This window comes from Njordella calcicola (assembly GCF_056494125.1).
Genome location: NZ_JBWOZO010000002.1, coordinates 1 through 6411 on the forward strand (window position 1 = coordinate 1; position 6411 = coordinate 6411).

The following is a 6411-nucleotide window of genomic DNA, read 5'->3' on the forward strand; positions in this document are numbered from 1 at the left end:
CGGTATAGGTGTAGCGATTGTCATAAGCGCTGGTGGCTATGACTCAGACGGATGCGTTGAGCACTGTTGGCTGACCGTAAGCGGTATAAGCGTAGCACTCTACAACGCCGCCGCTGGAATTGGTCATAGCGTAGATCGAGTACTGTTGGTTGCGATGCTGCGCTAGTGCAACTTCTGAAGGCCAATCACTGTTGCTGATCAGCGATGAGGCTGTGCAAGTAAAGCAGGCTGCTGCGGACTCGTGTTGTGATGACTCGCTATTTGAGACTGACGCGTCAGATGACTTTGCCTGGAAAGAAAAAGAACCATTGAATGAAACAGTGGCGTTCAAATAAGGGGCATTCTGATCGCACAACGTATCCCAATCGCTAAGCGAGATTTCTCGATGCGATAAGTGTTTAACCGGAAGTGATGAGGATTGAGACTGCATGTCTGCCATTATAGAGAATGACAGTTGAGCGGTGGTGCGAGATGGGCGGGATAATTGGCAGAATATTGAGGTGGCAGCCTGAAGGGCCGTAGCAATTATTGCCGGTGTGCCGCAGGCCACCGGACTTTGAGGTTCCTTGAGACCGATAAGCCCGAAGGGCTGGCGCAAATCAATTGTCTTGGCCCTCCGGGCCTGAGGGATCAACTGCGCATGCAAACCGTGACCGGATCGGCCACGGCAGCAATTGTGACAAGCCGTTGGCTTGATGAGGCAGGTGCCTCGAGGTCAATTGGCAAGTGGACGCGTAGGCGGCTCGCCCTCCCCGGTCGCTCGTGGAACTCGCGGCCGACCCTCCCGCAAGCGAGAGGGTGAAGAAGAACGCGTACGCCTGGCGGCTGACGGTTAAACGAAGAAGGCGGAGTCGCTGGGCTACATACTACTCAGCGAACGGAGTCGCTGAGCTACTGGCTACTCAGCGAACGGAGTCGCTGAGCTACTCAGCGGGTGGAGTTGCTGAGGTGCCTTCGACATCTGGTTTAGCCGGATGCGTGGCGTCGTGCACTTTACGCAAGCGATCGATGGTCACGTGCGTGTAGATCTGAGTCGTATTCAAATTCGCATGACCCAGCAACGTCTGTAAACTTCTTAAGTCCGCGCCGTTCTCAAGCATCAACGTTGCCGTCGTGTGACGAATCACATGGCACGCGCCGCTCTTGTGAATCCCCGCCTGATCCAGATAGTCTCGCACCATCTTCGAAGCTTGACCGGGCAATAACGGCTTGCCCGTGTTGCTCAAGAAGATTCGATCTGTTGGCATTGCCGCTGGCCCCAATCGCTTGCGACCATGACCGGCCAGCAACCAAGGACGCACATCGGCCAAATACTTTTCAAGCCACTGCAAGGCTCGCACACCAATCGGTACCACGCGATCCTTACGCCCCTTGCCCAAGCGGATCATCAACAACCGACGACTGCGATCAATGTCATAAACCCCAAGCGACAGTAGCTCCTGGCGACGAATCGCACTAGAGTAAAAGATCTCCAGTAATGCTCGGTCACGGATGCCAAGCTCGTCTTTCACATCGGGCTGATTGATCAACAGTTCGACCTCGGGCTCCGTTAAGTAATTCATGGGCAAGCGAACTTCCGCTTTGGGCAGTTCCAAACTTACCGCTGGATTGAATGGCAAGTGACCCTTCAAACATAACCACTGCAGCCAGTGCGACAGGGTCGATAGATAGGACGCTTGCGTCGAACTGGCCAAGGGAGCCCCGCTGCGCAGATGGCCTACATGATAAAGGCTGCGTTGATAAGCGGCCACGTGCTCGGCAGTAACCTGTCCGATGTGATCGATGGCACGCGCCTGCAGCCAGTTAATGAAACGCCTTAAGCTTGACTTGCGGCGATCAATGGTCGACTCTGACCAGTTCAATACGCGAAGATCAAGATAGTACGCTTGCAGCAAAGATGGATACAACATGGTTGGAACCTAGAAATAAAAAGTCTGAAATGGGAAACCAGTAACCAATGCCTTAAGCCTGGCCATGGCAGATGCACCTATGGCGACAGGCAGGGGCTCTCGCAATCTGGCTTGAAAGCCAGGAGAGAGGCACTAAGATCAGATCCTAGAAGGCTTTAGATGATGGCTGCTGACCCCTGGAAGTTACCTGGAACTTCCCTGGAAGTCGGGTGTCTACGGGCAACTAGAGAAGTTCGTAGACGTACGTGGCCCCTTGTCGGCCGCGATGAGCTCGCACGTATTCTAACGATACCAAGCGGTCTAAATGCGTCGATACTTGGTAATCACTCCACTGGAACCATTCACACAGCATGCGACTCGTGAAACGCACTTCACAGTTGCCAACGCCGTACCTTCTTGCGATCGATTCCACCAGTTCCTGCAACAACGTCAGACAGTTCTGTGCTGCGGCGTCAGCTCGTCCATGCTCAGCTTCAAAATGCGTTCGACCAAACGATTGGCTAAATCAATATCGGTCTGAACCACTTCGATGCGTTCGACGCCAGCTTCGTCACAAATCACGGGACGCTGGTGTTGGTGCAATAAAGCTATCGTGCGAATCAATGTGAGGAACTTCTCATGATCGCGGCGATTGCGAGTTCGGCTGCAAGGGAACTGCATCGTCTCGGCCAGTGGGTTATCGACTTCCATCGGACGAATCACCCGCTGGGCATTGCGGTGCAGGCTGCGAATCTGCTGGGTCTGTTCCAATGAGGCTTTACCTGCTCGCGTTTCGAGTTGTCGTTGGCGCTGTTGGATCGCCAGCGTGTGTTGGCTCGATTCGTCCACGGTGAGGACAAAGCATCGATTCACCAGCTCTTCATCCAACTGCATGCGTGTGGAAGTCAGAAACAATTGCACCGGTCCTTCGACTTCATGCGTTTGCATTTGGAAGTTCCCTTGAGCGTTCTTGCCTACGGTCGCATGCGTCAGCTTACCTTCGCTCTGTAGCAGCTTCAAAGCGTACGCTGCTTCGGAGATGCCTTGATCTTCGCTAATAGCCAGTATCTTGTGAGCAATCGAGCCGGCTGGTAGGTAGTACAGCGATTGACTGGTAAGGTTACTTATTCGCAACTGATGTTCGGGTGGCATCAGATGAAGGATCGTGTCCATTAAGGTGGTCTTACCGGCTGCGCTGTCGGACCTCACGAGTCGCCAGTGGCTTGTCTAGCAAACGACTGGTTGCCGCCAGGTACGCAGCGAGTTTATTGAAGGGCTCGCCCACCATGCCACACTGATCCAGATCGCTAATGATGCGGCTGATCAACTGGGGATCGCTCAGCAAGCCCAGTGCCTGCTGCTGCTCTTGCGGCGATAGCTCGACGGGTTTAGTAATCCCCTTGGCCGCTTCGATCTGGCGATTTCCTTCTCTTCAATATGGAGTAAGACTTGGCCGAGATCACGCTTGATGGTGTCCTCCTCGCAGTACAACTCCACAGCGGTTGCGCGTTGGAAGCTATTGGCGATCGAGCTTTCATCCGATCGACCGTGTCGACGTGAATCAAGTCCGCTCGCGCTGCGGTGACGTTGACCTTCAAAGATAAGCTGGATATGTTGCGATCCAGCCCTCGGATGCGATAGCTGCGGTCACCGCGTGTGATCAACACCGATTCAGATTCCACGGTGAAGCTGACGCCGCCCGGCGGAACTTCATGCGTGTTCTTGCTCGTGCTCGTGCTCGTGCTCGTACTCGTGCTCGTACTCGTACTCGTACTCGTACTCGTACTCGACCCATCGCCCGTCACTTCTTGTACAGCCACTGCATCTTGCAGCACTTCCTCTTCCTGAAGTCTGTTTCCTGAAGCCTGATCCCTGTTCAATCCCTTCTCTCAAGCTTGCTGCATCCCGTACCAATCACAAGCCGCTGGGGGTTCTTGCTTTTGGCATCCAGCCGCCAGCCTTCGATGCCCGAGATCACGCCAGCTTCATCCCACAGCGGGATCGTCACGTAACCACGCATCGTCTCTCGGCCATTGTCCTTGTAGATCCCCAACTGCGTTAGTCGATTGCGAATCTCTTGGCCCAGCTTCACGCGATTGCTTGGAACTTCACTGCCCAGCGAGCGATCGGAGAAGCCGACTTGGTACTGAGCCGCTTGAGCGATCGAAAGCCCAAACTGTTCCTGCAAGAAAGTTATCAGGCCGTGATCCAGCATCCCTTGCAGACTATCGGCATAGGCTTCGACGGTCGCTTGCCATGGGGCTGTCAAAGACCTCTAAGCGTGGAAAGCTATCTTGATAAGTTCGTGATCGTTGAAGCATGAGAGCGGGACCATCAAGAGTGTTTGTGTGGGCGATAGATGGAATCAAACAGAAGTTCTTCAAAGCAGGCCCCTTCAGCAGAACGGGCCAGCAAGGCCTTGTGCAAGGGCTGATGATGAAGAATCAAAAGAATTCTTTGGAGGCCATCGATCAGCGTCGGCATCATAGTGCAGGTCATGCTCTACAATGCAGCTACATGCGTCGCAGTTATGACGGTACTTTTACTGAATCAGTCAACAAACGTGAGCACCAAGACGATCTCCTGCTCGCTGAATCATCGTTTACCAGGGGAACCAAGCGAGAATGTACTTGCAGCTCTGCGTCACTATGGCAAAGCGTACTTGTACGATGATTCTATTCCACGATATGCGAGACATGCGCTGGACAAGATCCTCGAATGCCGCTCCGGTGCGTATGGCTCCAGTTGGTTCCGCTGCGGCCAGTGTGATTCCAAACGCATTCTGTATTCGCCATGCTCCAATCGTCATTGCCCCAACTGCGGCTGGCTCAAGCGTAAGAAATGGCTCGATACGATCCAGTCCTGGGAGCTAGATACGAAGTACTATCACGTCGTCTTTACCGCGCCGCATGAACTGACCGAGCTATTCGGAGACAATGCGGCTGAGAGCTATAAGCTGTTCTTCCAGTGTGCGCAAAAGACGCTGCTAGAAACCTGCCAAGAAGCTTTCGGTTGCCGTCCTGGGATCTTGATGACCCTGCACACGTGGGGGCAACGGATGCTGCCGCATGTTCACATCCACGTCATGATGACTGCCGGTGGCATTGACCAGGAAAGTCGACAGTGGACAGAGATCCCTTCCGATGCGCCGGCGATCCAGCCCAAGCGTCTGGCGCAGGTCTTTCGAAAGAAGTTCATCCGAGGGCTCAAGAGTCTCTTTCGACGTGGCAAGTTATTACTAAAATCCACTGCTGAGCAATTAGAAGTTCCAGACGCTCAGTCGTTGGCAGAATGGTTAACACCGATCGCGGCCAGAGCTGGGTCGCAGATGCTCAGCTCACTCCAGATGTACTTGCCACCAAGCGACAATGCGCGGTCTACTTGTCGGAGTACGTGCAAGGCACGGCGATCAGTGACCAGCGGATCGTCAGCGATGACGGACAAAGTTTACGATCAGCTTGTGGAATTATCGTAAGGAGCAGTACGAGAAAGAATCGATGCCCGGCGGCGAGTTCGTGCGACGCTATCTATGGCATATCGTTCCCAGAAGCGTTTATCGCATCCGTTATGCAGGCTTATCCAAGCTCAAAACCGCAAAGCAAACATTCAGCAGACACGTGCCGCGCTGAACGCATTTAACCATCCGCGTTCAGATGATGATACGGACGATGATGACGATGTAATATAGTTCGACATAAGTCATTACTGCAATCGAGCATTAAGGATGCAAGCAAGCTGATCGAAGAGAACCAATCGCCAAGTACCAAAGCGAAGTCGATGACCATGCGCCGCGATGCCAACAATGCGGAGCGGAGGGCATGAGCTTCCCAAGAGTATCGCAGTCCCTGGCATACGCGTGGTGATATGGGAACAGTGTATTATTTGATCGCACTTCGCTGTTATCTGGACATCGCTGGACGATCGCGTGCAGAGGTCTGCACCAAGGCGCGCAAAACATAGAGTTCAAGCAACTGAGTTTCGAAGATGCTCGGCTGCTTCGATCCGAAGCCAATATTTATTCAGCGTTCGATGTGAAGTTATTAACAGATGATGTTCGCGTCATTACTGTTGCAGCCGCATGAGCTGCATCGATCAATCAGATACTCAACTACCATTACCGGAGATTTAAGTTGAAAGAGTTGTTTAACTCTCCCGGCCAGGAGAGTGGCGGGTCTTGCGAGCCGAGAGGGGGCGTTCGAATCATAGCCCGCTTCGCTAACAAGAATCGTATTATGAGTAACGAGAGCAACTTGCCTTTAATGGCTGAGCAATTCGAAGATCCGTATCAGTCAGAGAAATCCGCATTTAATGGACAATCATCAACACAAATTCTGGCCATTAAGCTGCGTTCTGGCTCCGTCTTCAGCACTCAAACAGCTACTGCAAATTAGATTAGTAGCAGGTAATTCTGTAGAGAAAAACATTGGCTTTGTCTCTCAAACTTCCAACTTCACCATTCAAACTTCTGGTCCATCCACAGCTCGCAGCCGCTTTTACTCACTCGTTACTATCTCTTACTTGG

Annotated in this window: 9 protein-coding genes; 3 read left to right on the forward strand and 6 right to left on the reverse strand. The window is 52.9% G+C overall.

What is annotated here, in order from left to right:
• Positions 1–43 precede the first annotated feature (43 nt).
• From SH302x_RS27710 to SH302x_RS27735, 6 genes are all read right to left on the reverse strand, one after another.
• Positions 44–430: a hypothetical protein gene (locus tag SH302x_RS27710; RefSeq protein ID WP_479369329.1), complete on the reverse strand. Its 387-nt coding sequence runs from the start codon at positions 428–430 to the stop codon at positions 44–46.
• Between the two features lie 493 nt (positions 431–923).
• Positions 924–1910, reverse strand: a complete 987-nt coding sequence (locus SH302x_RS27715; RefSeq protein ID WP_479364653.1) for a tyrosine-type recombinase/integrase — start codon at positions 1908–1910, stop codon at positions 924–926.
• A gap of 223 nt (positions 1911–2133) precedes the next feature.
• The gene (locus SH302x_RS27720) at positions 2134–2322 is read right to left on the reverse strand and encodes a hypothetical protein (RefSeq protein WP_479369330.1); all 189 of its coding nucleotides are present in this window, start codon (positions 2320–2322) and stop codon (positions 2134–2136) included.
• A 17-nt stretch (positions 2323–2339) separates the two neighbouring features.
• Entirely contained in the window at positions 2340–3098 is a 759-nt protein-coding gene (locus SH302x_RS27725; protein WP_488193099.1) for an MTBMA_p00010-related P-loop-containing protein, read from the reverse strand.
• Between the two features lie 179 nt (positions 3099–3277).
• A complete protein-coding gene (locus SH302x_RS27730) occupies positions 3278–3769 on the reverse strand; it encodes a hypothetical protein (protein ID WP_479369332.1) in 492 nt (163 codons plus the stop codon).
• A complete protein-coding gene (locus tag SH302x_RS27735; protein ID WP_479369333.1) occupies positions 3766–4158 on the reverse strand; it encodes a hypothetical protein in 393 nt (130 codons plus the stop codon). The genes SH302x_RS27730 and SH302x_RS27735 overlap by 4 nt, the downstream gene beginning before the upstream one ends.
• 261 nt (positions 4159–4419) lie before the next feature.
• On the opposite strand from SH302x_RS27735, the gene SH302x_RS27740 reads away from it, so the two are divergent.
• From SH302x_RS27740 to SH302x_RS27750, 3 genes are all read left to right on the forward strand, one after another.
• Positions 4420–5364: an IS91 family transposase gene (locus tag SH302x_RS27740; RefSeq protein WP_479369334.1), complete on the forward strand. Its 945-nt coding sequence runs from the start codon at positions 4420–4422 to the stop codon at positions 5362–5364.
• A 22-nt stretch (positions 5365–5386) separates the two neighbouring features.
• Positions 5387–5518, forward strand: a complete 132-nt coding sequence (locus SH302x_RS27745; RefSeq protein ID WP_479369336.1) for a transposase — start codon at positions 5387–5389, stop codon at positions 5516–5518.
• Between the two features lie 603 nt (positions 5519–6121).
• Complete coding sequence (locus SH302x_RS27750; protein ID WP_479369335.1) at positions 6122–6280, forward strand: hypothetical protein; 159 nt, start codon at positions 6122–6124, stop codon at positions 6278–6280.
• Positions 6281–6411 lie beyond the last annotated feature (131 nt).

Excerpts from the sequence above, each read along its gene's own strand:
- SH302x_RS27710 (WP_479369329.1), bottom strand. The coding sequence starts at position 430 with ATGCAGTCTCAATCCTCATCACTTCCGGTTAAACACTTATCGCATCGA.
- SH302x_RS27715 (WP_479364653.1), bottom strand. The coding sequence starts at position 1,910 with ATGTTGTATCCATCTTTGCTGCAAGCGTACTATCTTGATCTTCGCGTA.
- SH302x_RS27740 (WP_479369334.1), top strand. The coding sequence starts at position 4,420 with ATGACGGTACTTTTACTGAATCAGTCAACAAACGTGAGCACCAAGACG.
- SH302x_RS27745 (WP_479369336.1), top strand. The coding sequence starts at position 5,387 with ATGCCCGGCGGCGAGTTCGTGCGACGCTATCTATGGCATATCGTTCCC.
- SH302x_RS27750 (WP_479369335.1), top strand. The coding sequence starts at position 6,122 with ATGAGTAACGAGAGCAACTTGCCTTTAATGGCTGAGCAATTCGAAGAT.